Source organism: Sinorhizobium sp. P24N7 (assembly GCF_042436655.1).
Lineage (GTDB): Bacteria > Pseudomonadota > Alphaproteobacteria > Rhizobiales > Rhizobiaceae > Sinorhizobium > Sinorhizobium meliloti_A.
On the sequence record NZ_JBHMIW010000016.1, the window covers coordinates 145,417 to 161,931 of the forward strand.

General features: G+C 63.5%; 16 protein-coding genes. All 16 read left to right on the plus strand.

Annotated elements, in window-relative coordinates:
* Nucleotides 1-133 precede the first annotated feature (133 nt).
* The 16 genes from ACFHWW_RS25795 to fliF all read left to right on the plus strand — a co-directional run bounded on the left by ACFHWW_RS25795 (nt 134) and on the right by fliF (nt 16,387).
* Nucleotides 134-1,645, plus strand: coding sequence for a sugar ABC transporter ATP-binding protein (locus ACFHWW_RS25795; RefSeq protein ID WP_275596786.1), 1,512 nt, complete (start codon nt 134-136; stop codon nt 1,643-1,645).
* Nucleotides 1,642-2,622 (plus strand): ABC transporter permease, encoded by a 981-nt coding sequence (locus tag ACFHWW_RS25800; protein WP_324762892.1) that lies wholly within the window; start codon nt 1,642-1,644, stop codon nt 2,620-2,622. The genes ACFHWW_RS25795 and ACFHWW_RS25800 overlap by 4 nt, the downstream gene beginning before the upstream one ends.
* Entirely contained in the window at nt 2,622-3,626 is a 1,005-nt protein-coding gene (locus tag ACFHWW_RS25805) for an ABC transporter permease (RefSeq protein WP_018094197.1), read from the plus strand. The genes ACFHWW_RS25800 and ACFHWW_RS25805 overlap by 1 nt, the downstream gene beginning before the upstream one ends.
* A gap of 10 nt (nt 3,627-3,636) precedes the next feature.
* Entirely contained in the window at nt 3,637-3,951 is a 315-nt protein-coding gene (gene rhaM / locus ACFHWW_RS25810; RefSeq protein ID WP_018094198.1) for an L-rhamnose mutarotase, read from the plus strand.
* Entirely contained in the window at nt 3,948-5,336 is a 1,389-nt protein-coding gene (locus ACFHWW_RS25815; protein ID WP_379941664.1) for an FGGY-family carbohydrate kinase, read from the plus strand. The genes rhaM and ACFHWW_RS25815 overlap by 4 nt, the downstream gene beginning before the upstream one ends.
* A 704-nt stretch (nt 5,337-6,040) precedes the next feature.
* The gene (locus tag ACFHWW_RS25820; RefSeq protein ID WP_379941666.1) at nt 6,041-7,642 is read left to right on the plus strand and encodes a globin-coupled sensor protein; all 1,602 of its coding nucleotides are present in this window, start codon (nt 6,041-6,043) and stop codon (nt 7,640-7,642) included.
* 24 nt (nt 7,643-7,666) lie between these two features.
* Nucleotides 7,667-7,960 carry an STAS domain-containing protein gene (locus tag ACFHWW_RS25825; protein ID WP_100669617.1) on the plus strand — a complete coding sequence of 98 codons (294 nt, stop codon included), beginning with the start codon at nt 7,667-7,669 and terminating at the stop codon, nt 7,958-7,960.
* Between the two features lie 3 nt (nt 7,961-7,963).
* The gene (locus ACFHWW_RS25830) at nt 7,964-8,329 is read left to right on the plus strand and encodes a response regulator (RefSeq protein ID WP_018094203.1); all 366 of its coding nucleotides are present in this window, start codon (nt 7,964-7,966) and stop codon (nt 8,327-8,329) included.
* Between the two features lie 20 nt (nt 8,330-8,349).
* A complete protein-coding gene (locus ACFHWW_RS25835) occupies nt 8,350-10,626 on the plus strand; it encodes a chemotaxis protein CheA (RefSeq protein WP_324762896.1) in 2,277 nt (758 codons plus the stop codon).
* Between the two features lie 5 nt (nt 10,627-10,631).
* Nucleotides 10,632-11,099, plus strand: a complete 468-nt coding sequence (locus ACFHWW_RS25840) for a chemotaxis protein CheW (RefSeq protein WP_100669615.1) — start codon at nt 10,632-10,634, stop codon at nt 11,097-11,099.
* Complete coding sequence (gene cheR, locus ACFHWW_RS25845; RefSeq protein ID WP_379941670.1) at nt 11,096-12,004, plus strand: protein-glutamate O-methyltransferase CheR; 909 nt, start codon at nt 11,096-11,098, stop codon at nt 12,002-12,004. The genes ACFHWW_RS25840 and cheR overlap by 4 nt, the downstream gene beginning before the upstream one ends.
* The gene (locus ACFHWW_RS25850; protein ID WP_275596779.1) at nt 12,001-13,050 is read left to right on the plus strand and encodes a chemotaxis response regulator protein-glutamate methylesterase; all 1,050 of its coding nucleotides are present in this window, start codon (nt 12,001-12,003) and stop codon (nt 13,048-13,050) included. Before cheR ends, ACFHWW_RS25850 begins: the two co-directional genes overlap by 4 nt.
* Complete coding sequence (locus ACFHWW_RS25855; RefSeq protein ID WP_003529938.1) at nt 13,050-13,439, plus strand: response regulator; 390 nt, start codon at nt 13,050-13,052, stop codon at nt 13,437-13,439. Before ACFHWW_RS25850 ends, ACFHWW_RS25855 begins: the two co-directional genes overlap by 1 nt.
* The gene (gene cheD, locus ACFHWW_RS25860; RefSeq protein ID WP_018094208.1) at nt 13,436-13,987 is read left to right on the plus strand and encodes a chemoreceptor glutamine deamidase CheD; all 552 of its coding nucleotides are present in this window, start codon (nt 13,436-13,438) and stop codon (nt 13,985-13,987) included. The genes ACFHWW_RS25855 and cheD overlap by 4 nt, the downstream gene beginning before the upstream one ends.
* A gap of 30 nt (nt 13,988-14,017) precedes the next feature.
* On the plus strand, nt 14,018-14,392 hold the full coding sequence (locus ACFHWW_RS25865) for a hypothetical protein (RefSeq protein ID WP_379941674.1): 375 nt from the start codon (nt 14,018-14,020) through the stop codon (nt 14,390-14,392).
* 321 nt (nt 14,393-14,713) lie between these two features.
* The gene (gene fliF, locus ACFHWW_RS25870) at nt 14,714-16,387 is read left to right on the plus strand and encodes a flagellar basal-body MS-ring/collar protein FliF (RefSeq protein WP_100669609.1); all 1,674 of its coding nucleotides are present in this window, start codon (nt 14,714-14,716) and stop codon (nt 16,385-16,387) included.
* Nucleotides 16,388-16,515: the final 128 nt, after the last annotated feature.

The following is a 16,515-nucleotide window of genomic DNA, read 5'->3' on the forward strand; positions in this document are numbered from 1 at the left end:
TCCCTCTCCCCGCGAGCGGAAAGAGGGATAGGGATAGAGGGCAGCCTCATGCGATCGAGGACTTGGCCGCCATCCAATTGAAACGACCGAACTGGTGGATCCACTCTTGTTGCAGGACACAACCACATCGCGGATGAAGCCCGCCATTGCGCTTGAGGGCATATCGAAGTCCTTTCCGGGCGTGCGCGCTCTTTCCGATGTCTCGCTCGCCCTCTATCCCGGTTCGGTGACGGCGCTCGTCGGCGAGAACGGCGCCGGCAAGTCGACGCTGGTCAAGATACTGACCGGCATCTATCAGCCCGATGCGGGCAACATCCGGCTCGGCGACACGGAGACCATCTTTCCGACCGCCCTTGCTGCGTCCCGCGCCGGGGTCACGGCAATTCATCAGGAGACGGTGCTCTTCGACGAGCTCTCCGTCGCGGAAAACATCTTTCTCGGCCACGCTCCGCGCAACCGGTTCGGCCTCATCGACTGGAAGAAGCTCAACGCCGACGCTCAGGCCCTGTTGCGCCGCGCGGGTGCCGATTTCGACCCGACCATCCGCCTGCGCGATCTCGGCATCGCCAAGAAGCATCTGGTCGCGATCGCCCGGGCGCTCTCGGTCGATGCGCGCGTCGTCATCATGGACGAGCCGACGGCCGCTCTGTCGCACAAGGAAATTCACGAGCTCTACGAACTGATCGAGCGGCTCAAGGCAGACGGCAAGGCCATCCTGTTCATCAGCCACAAATTCGATGAGATATTCCGCATCGCCGACCGCTACACCGTCTTTCGCGACGGAGCGATGATCGGCGAAGGGCTGATCGCCGACGTCAGCCAGGATGATCTCGTCCGCATGATGGTCGGCCGCGCCGTCGGCTCCGTCTATCCGAAGAAGGAGGTGACGATCGGTCAGCCGGTGCTTACCGTTTCCGGTTATCGCCACCCGACCGAATTCGAGGACATCAACTTCGAACTCAGGCGCGGCGAGATCCTCGGTTTCTATGGCCTTGTCGGCGCCGGGCGTTCGGAATTCATGCAGTCGCTGATCGGCATTACCCGCCCGTCCGCCGGTGCCGTGAAACTCGATGGCGAGGTGCTGGTCATCCGCAGCCCGGCGGAGGCGATCCGCGCCGGCATCGTCTATGTGCCGGAAGAGCGCGGACGGCAGGGGGCGATCATCGGCATGCCGATCTTCCAGAACGTCACGCTGCCCTCGCTTTCACAGACCTCGCGCTCGGGCTTCCTGCGGCTTGCCGAGGAATTCGCGCTGGCGCGCGAATACACCTCCCGCCTCGATCTGCGGGCCGCCGCGCTGGATCAGGACGTCGGCACGCTTTCTGGCGGCAACCAGCAGAAGGTGGTCATCGCCAAGTGGCTCGCCACCCGGCCGAAGGTCATCGTCCTCGACGAGCCGACCAAGGGCATCGACATCGGCTCCAAGGCCGCCGTTCATGCCTTCATGAGCGAGCTTGCGGCGCAAGGCTTGAGCGTCATCATGGTGTCCTCGGAAATTCCCGAGATCATGGGGATGTCGGACCGCGTCATCGTCATGCGCGAGGGGCGCGTCGTCGGAAGATACGAGCGGTCGGAACTGACCGCCGAGAAGCTGGTGCGCGCCGCAGCCGGCATAGAAACGCAAGTCGATGGGAGGGCCGCATGATGGCCAGGCTCCTAAAGAACCGAGAAATCCTGCTCGTCGTCGCGATTGCCGTACTGCTTGCCCTGATCGCCTTGCGCTTTCCGGCTTTCGTGGCTCCTTCCAATCTTGCGCGCGTCTATGGCGACACCTCTATCCTCGTCATTCTGGCGCTGGGGCAGATGGCCGTCATTCTCACGCGCTGCATCGATTTGTCGATGGCGGCCAACCTCGCGCTCTGCGGCATGGTCGCGGCCATGTTGAACAACGCCTTTCCCGACCTGCCGATACCGCTCATCCTTGTTGCCGTCATGGTGCTGGGCGGCTTCCTCGGGGCGATCAACGGCACGTTGGTCTGGAAGCTCGATATTCCCCCGATCGTGGTCACGCTCGGGACGCTGACGATCTATCGCGGCCTGATCTTCGTGCTGACGAACGGCAAGTGGATCAATGCCCATGAGATGAGCGATGCCTTCAAGGCGCTGCCGCGGCTGGATGTGGCCGGCATGCCGGTGCTTTCCTGGCTCTCGCTCGTCATGGTCGCACTGATGTTCCTGGTCATGGGTCGCACGCCGCTCGGACGCGCCTTCTATGCCGTCGGCGGCAATCCGCACGCAGCCGTCTATACGGGTATCGATGTCGGGCGCACGCGTTTCTTCGCCTATTGCCTCTCGGGCGCGCTTGCGGGCCTGTCGGGCTACCTCTGGGTATCGCGCTATGCGGTCGCCTATGTGGACATCGCGGCCGGCTTCGAGCTCGACATCATCGCGGCCTGTGTCATCGGCGGCATTTCGATCGCCGGCGGCATCGGCTCTGTGGCGGGCGCCGTCCTCGGAGCGCTCTTCCTCGGCGTGATCAAGAACGCCCTGCCGGTCATCAATATCTCGCCCTTCGCACAGTTGGCGATATCCGGAACGGTCATCATCATCGCGGTTGCCGTCAACGCCCGCGCCGAGCGGCGCAAGGGCAGGGTCATTCTCAAGAAAGCGGAGGCGGTCTGATGGCGGATGCGCAAATTTCTTCCCGCCACATTCCCGATCGGCTGCAAGGAGGCGGCGCTCGCCTTCTGAAAAGCTGGGAAGCGCTGCTCTTCGTGGTCGCTGCCGTGATCTTCCTCGGCAATTCGCTGGCGTCGCCCTATTTCCTCGATCCGTGGAACCTCTCCGACGCCACGTTCAACTTCACCGAAAAGGCGATGATCGCCTTCGCCATGGCGCTGGTGATCATCTCCGGCGAGATCGACCTCTCGGTCGCTTCCATTATCGCCCTTGCCTCGACAGCCATGGGCTATGCGGTGCAACTCGGGTTCGGCACACCCGCGCTCGTCGCGACCGGCCTTGGCGTCGGTCTCCTCTGCGGTCTCGTCAACGGGCTCCTGATCACAGGCCTGGGTCTGCCGTCGATCGTGGTGACGATCGGCACCATGAGCCTGTTTCGCGGCCTGTCCTTCATCGTGCTCGGCGACCAGGCCTTTACCGGCTATCCCGAGAGCTTCGCCTGGTTCGGCCAAGGTTATGTCTGGTGGGTCTTCTCCTTCGAGTTCACGCTCTTCGTCGTGCTCGCCGTCATTTACGCAGTCCTGCTGCACAGGACGAATTTCGGCCGTGCCGTCTATGCCATCGGCAACAACCAGACGGCGGCACTCTTTTCCGGCGTGCGAGTCGGGCGGGTCAAGTTCACGCTCTTCCTGCTGACCGGCCTTATGGCCGGGCTCGCCTCCGTCTGCCTCACCTCGCGGCTCGGCTCCACACGGCCCTCGATCGCGCTCGGCTGGGAGCTCGAGGTCGTGACCATGGTGGTGCTCGGTGGCGTGAACATTCTTGGCGGCTCCGGCACGATACCCGGGGTCGTGCTGGCGGCGCTGATCATGGGCATGGTCACTTTCGGCTTCGGCCTCCTGAACGTGCCCGGCATCGTCATGTCGATCTTCATCGGCCTGCTCCTGATTTCGGTGATCGCGCTGCCGATCCTTTGGCAGCGCGCCCGCCGCCGTTCCGTTCGTTGAGATGCAAGTCATGGAAAAATACGCCTTCCGCATGCGACTCCATCCCGGCAAGGCCGCCGAATACCAGGCGCGTCACGACGCGATCTGGCCGGAGTTGGTCACACTCCTGAAGGACGCCGGTGTCTCCGATTATTCGATCCACCTCGATGAGGAGAACGGTCTGCTCTTCGGCGTCCTCTGGCGTTCGGACGATCACAGGATGGCCGATCTGCCGTCGCACCCGGTGATGCGGAAATGGTGGGCCCATATGGCCGATATCATGGAGACCCGCGCTGACAACGAGCCCGTCGCCGTGCCGCTCAAAACCGTCTTCCACCTCAAATGATGATGAAAACCGTCGCCGTCATCGATATTGGCAAGACAAACGCCAAGGTCGCACTCGTCGATCTCGAGCGCTTCGAGGAAATCGCCGTGCGCAAAGCCGGCAATGGTGTCAGCGCTGACGGGCTTTACCCGCATTTCGACACCGAGCGCCTCTGGCGTTTCATTCTCGACAGTCTGGCCGCGCTTCACGGCGAGCACCCGGTGAATGCGATTTCGGTGACCACGCATGGCGCGACCGCCGTGCTGCTCGATGAAGCGGGCGAGCTCGCCTTGCCGGTTCTGGACTATGAATTCGCCGGTCCGGATGCGCTCGCGGAGGAATACGAGAAGGCGCGCCCTCTCTTCACGGAGACCGGTTCGGCGCACCTGCCGATGGGGCTCAATGTCGGCGCTCAGCTCTTCTGGCAGCAGCGCATGTTTCCGGAGCATTTCGCCCGCGTCGCGACGATCCTCACCTATGCGCAATATTGGTCCTACCGGCTGACGGGGGTCAGGACGAGCGAGTTGACCTCGCTCGGCTGCCATACCGATCTCTGGAATCCGAAGGCGGCAACCTTCTCGTCGATGGTCGATGAGCAGGGCTGGCGCTCTCTTTTCGCGCCGGTGCGAAGGGCGGGCGACGTGCTTGGTCCCCTGCTTCGGCAGGTTGCCGATGAGACGGGCCTGCCGCCGGAAACGCCGGTCCACTGCGGCATTCACGATTCGAACGCCTCGCTGCTGCCGCATCTCATTACGCGCCAGGCGCCGTTCTCAGTAGTCTCGACCGGAACCTGGGTTGTGATGCTCGCCGTCGGCGCCGTTCCCGTGAAACTCGACGAGCGGCGCGACACGCTCATCAACGTCAACGCACTCGGTGATCCGGTGCCTTCGGCCCGCTTCATGGGCGGGCGCGCCTATTCCCTGCTGATCGGCGACGATCCGCCGCCGGCCTCGCCCGAGGCCGAAGCCCGTGTCCTGGAACAAGGGCATATGCTGCTGCCGTCGCTGCCGGGTGGTTCGGGGCCGTTTCCGGCTGCGCGCCCCTGCTGGACGACGGACGAAGGCAAGCTCGCTCCCGCCGAACGGCTCGCCGTCGTCTCTTTTCATCTTGCACTGATGACGGCGACCTGCCTCGATCTGATCGGGGCAAGGGGCGAGATCCTGGTCGAGGGGCCGTTTGCCTTGAACGACGCCTATCTGAGGATGCTTGCCGCCGCCACCGGCCGGCCGGTGCTTGCCAACAGGCTGAACAGCACGGGAACGAGCCTCGGCGCCGCCTGCCTCGTTGCGGGCGCCCGCGTCAGGACGGGGACCGAGCCGATACCGGCCGCAAATCCGGACGCCTGTGCGGCTTATGCCGAGACATGGCGCCGGCGCACTGCTGCGCATCTCCGGAGTGATCCGTAAAGGAATTTCAGAAGACGGACGTTCTGCTCGCTGCGCGGCCATACTCAAGGTTGACGACGATCGATATCGCTGCCATTGCGAGCGTTGCGGTGATGATGGCGCCTATTCCAAGAACAATCATTGTTCACGTCCCGTGGCGCACCGTCATGATGCCGCCCATTGCTTGAAGATGCTACTCAACGCGTAGTTCGCGCCATCACACCTGCATGTTCTGAATCGCAGCCGACACCAGGAACATGCAGCACTTCAAATGCTATAGCGACCTCTGCCCGTCCGATGGGAGACGCATGACGCTGTATGCTTCGATACTGAACGGCAGGCAGATCCGCAATTCTAAACTCTCATCATTGAAAACCTGTGGCTGCGTTCAAAGAAAACGTTGCATCGCTAGCGGACGGCAAAGCTCCGGTTGAATTTTAGCGATTCCGGTTAGGAGGCATGAGGCATTAACTTTCAAGCAAGGAATTAACCATAAACATGGTCCAACACGTCGGAATAGGAAGTCTCTACTTCTCCTCAAGGCATGATGCCGCACCGCCGTACCGGTTTCGGTCCGGTATCCACTTTCATTGAAATCACTGTGGGACGGACGATGGCGGGCGCTTCCGGGCGCGCTGCTCTATCGGGTGGGCGTGACCGGCCGCCGGCGGCGACCCTCCCCAGCAGATTTCGAATGCGGGACGTATCAGCAGCCGGGGACCAGGGTGAAACAGGAAGCGTCAGAACAGGCGAGAAAGGGCCAGGCGGGCAGCCTGCTGGAACGCCTGCGCTTTGCCGGTCTCGACGAGGATGCCTGCGCGCTGCTGCGCGATCACCGCCAGGCTCTTTCGCCACGCATCGACCTGGCGTTGCGCGCCCTCTCGCACCGCCTGCAGGCGAGCCCCGACGCGGCGCGGCACTTCGACAGCGACCGCCAGATCGACCGCCTGCACGATCTTCAATCGTCACACTGGAACGTGCTCACAGATGCGCGTTTCGACGGACTTTATGCGGAGCGCGTAAAGGTCCTCGCCGATACCGAAAGCCGCATGGGTCTCGACCCGCGCTGGCAGATCGCAAGTCATGCGATCGTGCTCGAGCACCTTATCCTCGGTGCGATCGAGGATGCCTGGCCGAAATCGATCCTCTCCCTCGGCAAGGCACGCAGGAAAGAACTCCGCGATCTCGTCGCCGCTCTCGTGCGCACTGCCTTCGTCGATACGGAGATTGCAGTCTCGCTGCGTTTCAACGCGCTGCGCCAGCAGCACCAGCGGCAGCTTTCGGAGCAGCGCCGGGACGACGAAAGCGAATTGAAGACACTCTTCTCGGATTTTCTTCGGGCTATTGGGGAGGGCGACCTGACCGCGCGTCTTCCGGAAGACGCGCCGGATGCCTACCAGCCGATCGTGGCAGGCCTCAACACGGCATTGGGCCAGATCAGGGATGCGCTGCTTGCGGCCGACAAACGCGCCACGGCGGCCGAGGCCATCGTCTCGGAGCTGCGCGGCAGTGCCGCCGAATTCTCGGGCAATGCCGGCGCAGAAGCGAAAGCCATCGACCAGCATCTCGTGAGCCTCGGCACCGTAACCGAGCGGATTCGCACCGGATCGATCCGGATCGCCGAGACCGAGACCAAGGCAGGTGAGACGCGGATCGCCGTGGAACGCAGCGGCGAGATCGCCGGTCAGGCGATCTCTGCCATGGCGGACATCGAGGCTTCCGCCGAGAAGATTGGTCAGATCATCGGCGTGATCGACGAGATCGCCTTCCAGACCAATCTCCTGGCCCTCAACGCAGGCATCGAGGCCGCACGGGCGGGCGAAAGCGGCCGCGGTTTCGCGGTCGTCGCACAGGAGGTGCGTGCGCTCGCGCAACGCTCCGGCGAAGCGGCGCGCGAGATCAAGCAACTCGTGACCGGAACCAAGGGCCAGGTCGTGGCCGGCGTCGAGATCGTCGGCCGGACACAGCACGCGATCAGCAGCATCGCCGAACAGGTAATCTCCATAAACGAGGCCGTCACCGGCATTGCCCGCGAGGCCGAATGTCAGGTGAGCGATCTTGCCTCCGCAACATCGGAAATCGACGGGATCGCGCGGGCGATGAACCGAAACGCCGCACTCGGGGGCGCGGCACTCGCATCGGCCGACGATCTTCACGGTGTCATCGTGGAGTTGGGCGAGACCGTCCGTCGCTTTCATCTCGACCGTCAGGCGAGATCGGCCGCGAGCTTCGCCCCGCGGAGGAGGATAGAAGCGCCGGAAGACGAGACGACGAGCCCGTTCGTCGAAGTCACTTCCGAACGTCATCTGGCCGGATGGCGGCGCTAGCAGGGCATGTCAAGCGAGGGAAAAATGGCCAGCAGAAACTCCGCACGAAATACGCTGAAGCTCGCTCCGGTATTGGACCTGAACGAGGCAACGGTGCTGCATGAAAGCCTCCTGGCACTGAAAGGCGGCGCCGTGGCGATCGACGCGTCCGCCGTCGAGCGCGTCGGGGCGCTTTGTGTCCAGGTGCTCATGGCCGCCGCGAGAAGCTGGGAAGCGGATCGCTTGTCTTTCACCTTTGCCGAGGTGTCCGACGCTTTCATCAAGACGACACAGCTCATCGGGGCGGACATCGGTCCCCTGATGGCAAAGGAGATTTGAGCAATGAAGAAGAGAGTTCTGACTGTCGACGATTCCCGGACGATCCGGAACATGCTTCTCGTCACCCTCAACAATGCCGGATTCGAAACGATCCAGGCGGAGGATGGCGTCGAGGGCCTCGAGAAGCTCGACACGGCCAACCCCGACGTGATCGTAACGGACATCAACATGCCGCGCCTCGACGGCTTCGGCTTCATCGAGGGTGTGCGCAAGAACGATCGCTACCGTGCGGTGCCGATCCTCGTGCTGACCACCGAGAGCGATGCGGACAAGAAGAACCGTGCGCGGCAGGCGGGCGCCACCGGCTGGATCGTCAAACCGTTCGACCCGACCAAGCTGATCGATGCCATCGAGCGCGTAACGGCCTGAATTCCGGGGACAGCCATCCAATGGACATGAACGAAATCAAAGAGATTTTCTTCCAGGAATGCGAGGAGCAACTCGCGGAACTGGAATCGGGTCTCCTCAAGCTCAATGACGGCGATCGCGATCCGGAAACGGTGAATGCCGTTTTCCGTGCGGTCCATTCCATCAAGGGTGGCGCCGGCGCCTTCGGGCTCGACGATCTCGTCTCCTTCGCGCATGTGTTCGAGACGACGCTCGATTGCGTTCGATCCAACAGGCTGGAACCCAATCAGGACGTTTTGAAAGTCATGCTGAGATCGGCGGACGTGCTTGCCGATCTCACCAACGCCGCCCGTGACGGCGGCGGCGTCGACGAGGCGCGCAGCCGGCAACTGATCAAGGAACTCGAAGCACTCGCCAACGGCGAATTGCCGCAAGCCGCCGCCGAATCCGCGCCGAAGACGGCGCCGGTCGGCATTGCCCCGGCTGCTCCGGCCGTCAACGAGGAAGGCTTCCAGCCGGTTGCCTTCTCCTTCGACGATTTCGAGACAGGCGACGAGCCGACGATCGAACCGTCCACCTATGAGATCGTCTTCAAGCCCAAGTCGGATCTTTATTCCAAGGGCAACGACGCCACGCTGCTCCTGCGCGATCTCTCGCGCCTCGGCGAAATGAGCATCCATTGCGAGATGGACACTCTGCCGCCGCTGGACCGGATGAATCCGGAGGAGGCCTATTTCTCGTGGAAGGTTTCGCTCAAGACCGACCAGGGCGAAGAGGCGATCCGCTCCGTATTCGAATTCGCCGAGTGGGATTGCGACCTCGACGTCGCGCTTGCCGGCGGTATGGTCGGGATGGACGAGGACCTGCCGATGCAGCCCGTCCCCTTCGACCTTTCGATCCTCGATGAGGAAGCCCAGGCGCCTGCCGGGCAAGAGAACCGGGCCGCCACCAGCGAGGGCGACCCCCGGAATGCGGCCGTCGCGGCGGCGCAGACGGCGAGCAACGTCCTGCAAATGGCGCAGTCCACGGCGCGCGTCTCCCCGGAGAATGCCCGCAATTCCCAGTCGGCATCGGCGGCACAGGCTGCCGCCCAGCAGGCCGCTTCCGCCGCGACCCCGACCATTCGCGTCGATCTCGATCGGGTCGACCGCCTGATCAATCTCGTCGGGGAACTCGTCATCAACCAGGCGATGCTGTCGCAGAGCGTGATCGAAAACGACACCAACGGCACGTCGTCGATCAATATGGGCCTGGAGGAACTGCAGCAGCTTACGCGCGAAATCCAGGACAGCGTCATGGCGATCCGCGCGCAGCCGGTCAAGCCGGTCTTCCAGCGCATGTCCCGCATCGTCCGCGAAATCGCCGACATGACCGGCAAGTCCGTCCGTCTCATCACCGAGGGTGAAAATACGGAAGTCGACAAGACGGTGATCGACAAGCTCGCCGAGCCGCTCACGCACATGATCCGCAACGCGGTCGATCACGGTCTCGAGACGCCCGAAAAACGGGTTGCCGCGGGCAAGAACCCGGAAGGAACGGTGCGGCTGACGGCCAAGCACCGCTCCGGCCGCATCGTCATCGAGCTTGCAGACGACGGCGCCGGCATCAATCGCGAGAAGGTGCGCCAGAAGGCGATCGACAACGATCTCATTGCCGCGGACGCAAACCTTTCGGACGAGGAGGTCGACAACCTGATCTTCCACGCGGGTTTCTCCACGGCCGACAAGATCTCCGACATTTCCGGCCGCGGTGTCGGCATGGATGTCGTCAAGCGCTCCATCCAGGCACTCGGCGGCCGCATCAACATCTCTTCGAAGCCGGGCCAGGGCTCGATCTTCACCATGAGCCTGCCGCTGACGCTCGCCGTCCTCGACGGCATGGTGGTGACTGTCGCCAACCAGACGCTCGTCGTGCCGCTGACGGCAATCGTCGAGACGCTGCAGCCGGAGGCCTCCGCGATCCACAGCTTCGGGTCCAGCCAGCGGCTGATCTCGATCCGCGACTCCTTCTGCCCGCTGGTGGATGTGGGCCGCATCCTGAACTTTCGCGGGGCACAGGCCAACCCGGTCGAAGGTGTGGCGCTTCTCGTCGAATCCGAAGGCGGTGGCCAGCGCGCGTTGATGGTCGATGCCATCCAGGGCCAGCGCCAGGTGGTGATCAAGAGCCTCGAAGCCAACTACACGCATGTGCCCGGCATCGCCGCTGCCACCATTCTCGGCGACGGGCGCGTGGCACTCATCCTCGATGTCGACGCCATCGTTGCTGCGTCGCGCGGGCAATCCCTGAAACCCGAAATGTCTCTTGCTGCCGCCGGATAATCCCCATGACCAATGCCGCAAAACATCTGACCAGTGGGGGACGGGAGCTGATCGCCTTCCGCGTCGGCGACCAGGAATTCTGCGTCAACATCATGTCGGTGCGCGAAATTCGCGGATGGACGCCGGCGACCCCCATGCCGCATGCGCCCGCCTGCGTGCTCGGGGTCATCAATCTGCGCGGCGCCGTGCTGCCGATCGTCGATTTCTCCGCCCGGCTAGGCATGAAGGCGGCCGAGCCGACGGTTCGGCACGTGATCATCGTCGCACAGGTCAACAGCAGGGTGGTCGGCCTGCTGGTCGACGCCGTTTCCGACATTCTCACCGTCTCCGACCGCGATATTCAGCCGACACCGGACATCGCGTCCGATTTCGAGCGGAGTTTCGCACGTGGCGTGTTGGCGATAGAGGGGCGCATGATCTGCCTCGTAGAGCTCGACTCGGTCTTCCCGAGCGAGGAAAGGGAGGCGGCATGAGGGTCCGGGCCAACATCGATCAGACTCCGTATCCGGAGGAATGTCTCGCGAGCGGAGAATATCCGCTGACCCGCCGCGATCTTACCGAGATCGCCGCGATGATCTACGCGGATGCCGGCATCTATCTCAACGAATCGAAGGCATCGCTCGTCTATTCGCGGCTTTCGAAGCATATCCGCAATCTCGGACTGAAGGGGTTCCGCGAATACTGCCAGCTCGTCGCTTCGCCTGCCGGGGCGGCGGCGCGCCGCGACATGCTTTCGCATCTCACGACGAATTTCACCCGCTTTTTCCGCGAGAACCATCATTTCGAGCACCTGAAAACAGACGTTTTGCCGGGTCTCATCGCCCGCGCGAAGAACGGCGGTCGCGTTCGCATCTGGTCTGCGGCGTGTTCGGATGGCCAGGAGCCCTATTCGATGGCGCTGACGGTGCTGTCGCTGCTGCCCAATGCCGCGGACTACGACTTTCGCATCCTCGCGACCGATATCGACCCGAAGATCCTGTCGCTGGCGCGGGCCGGCGCCTACGACGCGACGGCGATCGAGACGGTGAACCCTGCCATGCGCAAGCAATGGTTCAGCGAGGTCGAAGTCGGCGGCCGCCGCAAGTGGCAGGTCGACGATCGCGTCAAGCGGCTGATCACCTTCAACGAGCTCAACCTGATGGCGCAGTGGCCGCTCAAGGGGCCGTTCGACGTGATCTTCTGCCGCAACGTCGTGATCTATTTCGACGAGCCGACGCAGATGAAGATCTGGTCGCGCTTCGCCGGCGTGCTGGACAATGGCGGGCACCTCTATATCGGCCACTCGGAACGTGTGTCGGGGGATGCAAAGGCGCTCTTCGACAATATCGGCATCACGACCTATCGCCACACCGGCAAGTTCCACGGAGGTCGGGCATGAGCACTCCCGCACGTGTTCTCGTCGTCGACGACTCGGCCACCATGCGCGGCCTCATCTCCGCAGTGCTCAATGCCGATCCGGACATTACGGTCGTCGGTCAGGCTGCCGACGCGCTCGAGGCGCGCCAGGCGATCAAGCAGCTCGACCCCGATGTCGTGACCCTCGACATCGAGATGCCGAATATGAACGGCCTCGAATTCCTCGACAAGATCATGCGGCTGAGGCCCATGCCGGTGATCATGGTCTCGACGCTGACGCATAGGGGCGCGGAAGCCACGATCGCCGCGCTCGAGATCGGCGCCTTCGACTGCGTCGGCAAGCCGCAGCAAGGGGATCCGCATCCGTTCCGCGATCTCGCCGACAAGGTCAAGGCGGCCGCGCGTTCGCAGCGCAAGTCCATGATCACCAGCAACAGGGCGGCCGCGCCGGCGGTGACAGCCGTTTCCGACTACCGGGCAGGGCGCAAGATCGTCGCGATGGGAGCTTCGACCGGCGGGGTCGAGGCTCTGATCACGGTCCTGCAGAAGTTCCCGGCGAATTGCCCGCCGACGGTGATCACGCAGCACATGCCGCACACCTTCACGAAGAGCTTCGCCGAGCGGCTGAACCGGCTTTGCGCCCCCACGGTCCAGGAGGCGACGGATGGCGCGCGGCTCGAGGTCGGAAAGGTCTACCTGGCGCCCGGCGGCGAACGGCATCTTGAGGTGCATAATGCCGCCGCGCCCTGCTGCCGCCTGGTGGATCAGCCGGCCGTCAACGGACATCGACCCTCGGTCGACGTGCTGTTCGGTTCCGTCGCCGAACTGGCGGGCCGCAACGCCATCGGGGTGATTCTTACCGGAATGGGCCGCGATGGCGCCGCCGGTCTTCTGAAATTGCGGCATGCCGGGGCACGCACCTTCGGTCAGAACGAAAAGACCTGTGTCGTCTACGGCATGCCGCGCGTCGCCTATGAATTGGGCGCGGTCGAAACGCAGCTCCCCCTCGGATCGATCGGGGAGGAGATTTTGAAGACGGCGGCAGCCCGAAAAGAAGGAATCGAATAATGTCTCTCGCCGAAAAGATAAAAGTTCTGATCGTCGACGATCAGGTCACGAGTCGTCTGCTCTTGGGCGACGCACTGCAGCAGCTCGGCTTCAAGCAGATCACCGCAGCCGGTGACGGGGAACAGGGCATGAAGATCATGGCTCAGAATCCCCATCATCTGGTCATCTCCGATTTCAACATGCCGAAAATGGATGGGCTCGGCCTGCTCCAGGCGGTGCGTGCGAACCCGGCCACGAAGAAGGCCGCCTTCATCATCCTCACGGCACAGGGCGACCGCGCGCTGGTGCAGAAGGCGGCTGCGCTCGGCGCCAACAACGTGCTGGCCAAGCCGTTCACGATCGAAAAGATGAAAGCCGCGATCGAGGCCGTGTTCGGGGCGCTGAAATGAACACCGAGGCTGCCGGCAGGCGCGTTCATGTCATTCAGGGCGAGTTCAAGGTCGTCAACGATCCGGATATCGTGCTTTCGACCATTCTCGGCTCCTGCGTGGCCGCCTGCATGCGCGATCCGGTGGCCGGCGTCGGCGGCATGAATCACTTCCTGCTGCCGGGATCGGCGACCTCGCCGAGCTCCGGCGCGGACGCCACGCGCTACGGCGTGCACCTGATGGAGCTTCTCATCAACGGCCTCCTGAAGCAGGGGGCGCGGCGCGACCGGCTGGAGGCGAAGATCTTCGGCGGCGCCAGGACGATTGCGCGTTTCTCGAATGTCGGCGAGCAGAATGCCGCCTTCGCGCGCCAGTTCCTGATGGACGAGGGTATCCGCATCGTCGGCGAAAGCACCGGCGGCGACCATGGGCGCAAGCTCGAATACTGGCCGTCGTCCGGGCGCGCGCGCCAATATGCGCTGACGGGCGTGGAGGCACAGCGGGCGCTTCAGATGGACCAGCGGCCCGCCGTGCCGAAGCCGGCCGAAAGCTCCATCGAATTCTTCTGATCATACCGGCCGAGGCCACGTGAGGAAACAATGCAGAAAGACCACAACCAGCCTCACGCGGAAGAATCTCTGCCGGACGTGCTGATGCGCGTCGTCACGGAGCTCCACGATGTCGCCTATCTGATCGAGCGCATAGAGCCTCAACTCATGAGCGACGACTGCGCCGGCGCGGACAGGATCATGGTGCTGCAGGGCATCGACCTCGCGGTGCAGAAGACGCGCGGGCTCGCCGAGTTCATCGATACCATCACCGCCTCCATTCCCGACACCTGCCTGGTCGACGTCACCACCGCAGTCAGCCTCGTCAAGCTTGCCGACATGAAGAAAGCGCTCGGCAGCGGCATTCTCCGGCATGGGCATTCGCAGCCGCTGACCAAGGCGGCCGGCGACTTCGAGGCCTTCTGAGGGGCGCCGTCGCAGAGGAGTGCCCCTTCCTTCGGGTCGCACCCGGGTTTAACCCGAGGGCTAACCCTCTCCCGACTGGCGGACGAGGGGCGGCCGCGCGATCGGGACGGTGCGCTGCGCGACAGTTCGCCGATACCTGACCTTTCGCCAAGTTCGCGCAAGTTTCGTGTCCTAGCTTCGCTTCCGGGGCTGGTAGATTCGCGGCTAATGCAGAACGGCTGAGCGCAAGCCGTTTTCCAGCAAACCCGAATGTTGGATCTGCGCAGGGTACCGACCGGATAATCGGAGCGGGTGCCTTGCGATACTGGGTGCGGAAACAGAATGAATCTGTTCGATCAATTCTCGATGTTCACGAAAAATCTGAGCAATCTCGGACAAGGAAAGCTCATTGCGCTTGCCGTGGCCGGCGTCGTGGCGATCGGCTTCGTCCTCGGTGCCGGTATCTATGTGAACCGGCCGTCCTTCGAGACGCTCTATGTCGGCCTCGAACGCAGCGACGTCACCCAGATCAGCATTGCGCTTGCAGAAGCCAACGTCGACTTCGAAGTCGGCACCGACGGCGGCAGCATCCAGGTGCCCGTGGGCATGACCGGCAAGGCCCGTCTGCTGCTTGCCGAGCGCGGCCTGCCGAGCAGCGCCAATGCCGGTTACGAGCTCTTCGACAATGTCGGTTCGCTCGGGCTCACGTCTTTCATGCAGGAAGTGACCCGCGTTCGGGCGCTCGAGGGCGAAATCGCCCGCACGATCCAGCAGATCTCCGGCATCGCCGCCGCACGCGTCCACATCGTCATGCCGGAGCGCGGCAGCTTCCGCAAGGCCGAGCAGACGCCGACGGCCTCGGTCATGATACGGGCAAGCGCCACGGTCGGCCGCAGCGCCGCGTCCTCGATCCGGCATCTGGTCGCGTCGTCCGTGCCGGGCCTCGATGTCGACGACGTCACCGTCCTCGATTCGACCGGCCAACTGCTCGCATCCGGAGACGACCCGTCGAACAGCGCGCTCAATCAGTCACTCGGCGTCGTCCAGAACGTTCAGAGCGATCTCGAAAAGAAGATCGACAATGCGCTGGCGCCATTCCTCGGGATGGACAATTTCCGCACCAGCGTCACCGCCAGGCTCAACACCGATGCGCAGCAGATTCAGGAGACGGTCTTCGATCCGGAATCGCGCGTCGAGCGCTCGACGCGCGTGATCAAGGAAGAGCAGAAGTCCAGCCAGCAGCAGCCGGACAATGCCGCGACGGTCCAGCAGAACGTCCCTCAGGCCGCGCCGCGCGGCGGAGCCGGTCAGCAGTCGAGCGACGAGGCGGAGAAGAAGGAAGAGCAGACGAATTACGAGATCAACAGCAAGACGATCGCCACCGTCAAGAACAGCTATTCGATCGAGCGGCTGTCGATCGCGGTCGTCGTCAATCGCGGGCGCCTCGCGGCCATGGCTGGCGAACCGGCGGATCAGGCGAAGATCGATGCCTATCTCCAGGAGATGCAGAAGATCGTTTCCTCTGCCGCCGGGATAGATCCGGGCCGCGGCGACGTCGTGACGTTGAACGCCATGGATTTCGTGGAGACACAGCTCCTCGACCAGGCGGTGCCGGGTCCGGGGATCATGGAAATGCTCACGCGCAACCTCGGCGGCATCATCAACGCGCTCGCCTTCGTCGCAGTCGCTTTCCTGGTCGTATGGTTCGGGATGCGACCGCTTGCCCGCCAGCTGGGCTTCGGCGGACAGGCGGGCAAGCTCGAAGGCGAAGCCGCCGGGCTCGAACTGCCGGACTTCTCGCCGGCAGGCGCCGGCGCAGGGGGTGCCCTCATGGAGGGGTTCGGCTCCGATTTCGGCTTCGACGGCGGCGACGATCTGCTCAATCTCGGCGACGAGGCGGGCTTCAACCGCCGCGTCAAGGAAGGGCCGGAGCGGCGTCTCGCCCGGATGGTCGAGATCAGCGAAGAGCGGGCGGCGAAGATCCTGCGAAAATGGGCGGTCGATCGGGCAGCGTAGAAAACGCCGGCGGAAACCTGAACTGGAACGAAGTCCCGCCCAACAGGCGGGACTTTGTCTATTGGGCGCGCCTCAATCCGGCCCGCGCCGGCGCAAGGGCCTTCCGAGAGTATTGGCGAGTCTAGCTC

What these genes read in the sequence shown, in the direction of transcription:
- fliF (WP_100669609.1), top strand. Translation starts at nt 14,714, where the DNA reads ATGAATCTGTTCGATCAATTCTCGATGTTCACGAAAAATCTGAGCAAT.
- ACFHWW_RS25865 (WP_379941674.1), top strand. Translation starts at nt 14,018, where the DNA reads ATGCAGAAAGACCACAACCAGCCTCACGCGGAAGAATCTCTGCCGGAC.
- ACFHWW_RS25800 (WP_324762892.1), top strand. Translation starts at nt 1,642, where the DNA reads ATGATGGCCAGGCTCCTAAAGAACCGAGAAATCCTGCTCGTCGTCGCG.
- ACFHWW_RS25855 (WP_003529938.1), top strand. Translation starts at nt 13,050, where the DNA reads ATGTCTCTCGCCGAAAAGATAAAAGTTCTGATCGTCGACGATCAGGTC.
- rhaM (WP_018094198.1), top strand. Translation starts at nt 3,637, where the DNA reads ATGGAAAAATACGCCTTCCGCATGCGACTCCATCCCGGCAAGGCCGCC.
- ACFHWW_RS25850 (WP_275596779.1), top strand. Translation starts at nt 12,001, where the DNA reads ATGAGCACTCCCGCACGTGTTCTCGTCGTCGACGACTCGGCCACCATG.
- ACFHWW_RS25835 (WP_324762896.1), top strand. Translation starts at nt 8,350, where the DNA reads ATGGACATGAACGAAATCAAAGAGATTTTCTTCCAGGAATGCGAGGAG.
- ACFHWW_RS25825 (WP_100669617.1), top strand. Translation starts at nt 7,667, where the DNA reads ATGGCCAGCAGAAACTCCGCACGAAATACGCTGAAGCTCGCTCCGGTA.
- ACFHWW_RS25805 (WP_018094197.1), top strand. Translation starts at nt 2,622, where the DNA reads ATGGCGGATGCGCAAATTTCTTCCCGCCACATTCCCGATCGGCTGCAA.
- ACFHWW_RS25815 (WP_379941664.1), top strand. Translation starts at nt 3,948, where the DNA reads ATGATGATGAAAACCGTCGCCGTCATCGATATTGGCAAGACAAACGCC.
- ACFHWW_RS25830 (WP_018094203.1), top strand. Translation starts at nt 7,964, where the DNA reads ATGAAGAAGAGAGTTCTGACTGTCGACGATTCCCGGACGATCCGGAAC.
- ACFHWW_RS25795 (WP_275596786.1), top strand. Translation starts at nt 134, where the DNA reads ATGAAGCCCGCCATTGCGCTTGAGGGCATATCGAAGTCCTTTCCGGGC.
- ACFHWW_RS25840 (WP_100669615.1), top strand. Translation starts at nt 10,632, where the DNA reads ATGACCAATGCCGCAAAACATCTGACCAGTGGGGGACGGGAGCTGATC.
- cheR (WP_379941670.1), top strand. Translation starts at nt 11,096, where the DNA reads ATGAGGGTCCGGGCCAACATCGATCAGACTCCGTATCCGGAGGAATGT.
- cheD (WP_018094208.1), top strand. Translation starts at nt 13,436, where the DNA reads ATGAACACCGAGGCTGCCGGCAGGCGCGTTCATGTCATTCAGGGCGAG.